Here is a 1639-nt window from a genome sequence, read left to right as displayed (position 1 = left end):
GCAACGTTATGTTGACCAATAATACCAAGTGACAGTTCAATTTCTCGCGAATCTGATGAAATATGCAAAGTAAAGCTCGCTTTACCTTCCTCATTCATTGTCACGTTCGATGCGTAAAAGTCCGCTTGCGAATTATTATGCGAGAAAGTGATCACTTTTTTATCTGCAAGAACCGATTGCCACAGCGCGTCACCGTTACTATCGAGATTGACGATGGCAATGCCACCAGCCTGTAACCCTTGATAGATTTCACCTTTGGCTTGCTTTACACCCTCAATAGAACCAAAGCCTTCCAAATGCGCCGCCGCAACATTGTTTACCAGCGCGATATCCGGTTTCACAAGCTGCGTAGTGTAAGCAATTTCACCAATATGGTTTGCGCCTAGCTCAATCACCGCGTAATCGTCATCTTGCTGAGAACGCAGCAAGGTCAGCGGAACACCAATATCATTATTGAAGTTACCTGCCGTGAACAACACGTTGCCTTTTTGCTGAAGAATGCTGGCAACCATCTCTTTCACCGTGGTCTTTCCACAACTGCCAGTTATCGCAACGGTAGGCGTTTGGCAAGAATGGTGCACCCAAGAAGCTAACTCGCCCAGTGCGATTTTGGTATCCGATACCACAACTTGCGGCGCATTCACATCAAGACGCTTTTCAACCAATAAGGCACCAGCCCCCGCTTCAAATGCTTGCTGACAAAAATTATGAGCATCGAATCGTTCACCGACAAGCGCAACAAACAGCGCACCATTGTCGATCGTTCGCGTGTCAGTGGACACTGCGTCGATAGTCAGATCGTTACCGAATAACGCTCCGCCAGTGATTTCTGCAATTTGAGATAAAGTAACCTTGATCATGAAGATAATCCTAAAAGCTGCATTGCGGATTCGCGGTCGGAATAATGAATCGTTTCGTCATTACGAATTTGGTAGTCTTCGTGGCCCTTACCTGCCAGCAAGATAATGTCTTGAGGCGCAGCGTTTTCTAACGCGTAAGAAAGCGCTTTAAAGCGATCATGCTGGACAATCGCTTCTGCTGGTTTGGATAGGCCAGCAAGCATATCTTTGACGATTAATACAGGGTCTTCACTGCGCGGGTTATCATCGGTCAAGACGACTTTGTCACCCAAACGCTCAGCGATTTCTGCCATCATCGGACGCTTGCCCGCATCGCGATCGCCACCACAACCGAAAATAGCCCAAAGCTGTCCGTCACAATGCACGCGCAGTGCTTGTAATGCTTTTTCAAGCGCATCAGGCGTGTGAGCGTAATCGACCACAACTTTGGCGCGATTTTCAGCTTGGAATAGCTCCATTCGGCCTAACACCGGCTGCAATTGAGCAGCCGTCGCTAGCAAATCGCTCTTATCAAAACCAAGGCTCAATAAGGTCGCAAATGCCAGCATTAAGTTGGCTGCGTTGAATTCACCAATCAACGGCGCATGCAGCGTACCTTCGCCAAACTGACCATCAAAACGAATCGTAATACCGGATTCAGCATAAGCCACTTGGCTCGCCCACAGCGCGTGTTCAAACTCAGTTGTAGGAGCAAGAGAAACGGCAATCGCATTCGTCAGTTGTTTCGCCCACGCAGCGCCAACTTCGTCATCAACATTGATGATTGCTTGATCACATTG

2 protein-coding genes are annotated in these 1639 nt (G+C 48.0%); both read right to left on the bottom strand.

Annotated features, from left to right (window positions below; genetic code table 11):
* Window positions 1–860: UDP-N-acetylmuramoyl-tripeptide--D-alanyl-D-alanine ligase (gene murF, locus R7Q38_RS23105; RefSeq protein ID WP_318114425.1), on the bottom strand; the 860-nt coding region annotated here is incomplete at its 3' end.
* Window positions 857–1639 (bottom strand): UDP-N-acetylmuramoyl-L-alanyl-D-glutamate--2,6-diaminopimelate ligase (locus R7Q38_RS23100; RefSeq protein WP_318114424.1); only part of this gene is annotated, 783 nt, incomplete at its 5' end. The genes murF and R7Q38_RS23100, both read right to left, overlap by 4 nt.

The organism is Vibrio sp. Vb0598, from assembly GCF_033338935.1.
GTDB lineage: Bacteria > Pseudomonadota > Gammaproteobacteria > Enterobacterales > Vibrionaceae > Vibrio > Vibrio alginolyticus.
The sequence above is the reverse complement of the archived record's forward strand: the minus strand, read 5'-3'. Positions and strand labels throughout refer to the sequence as shown.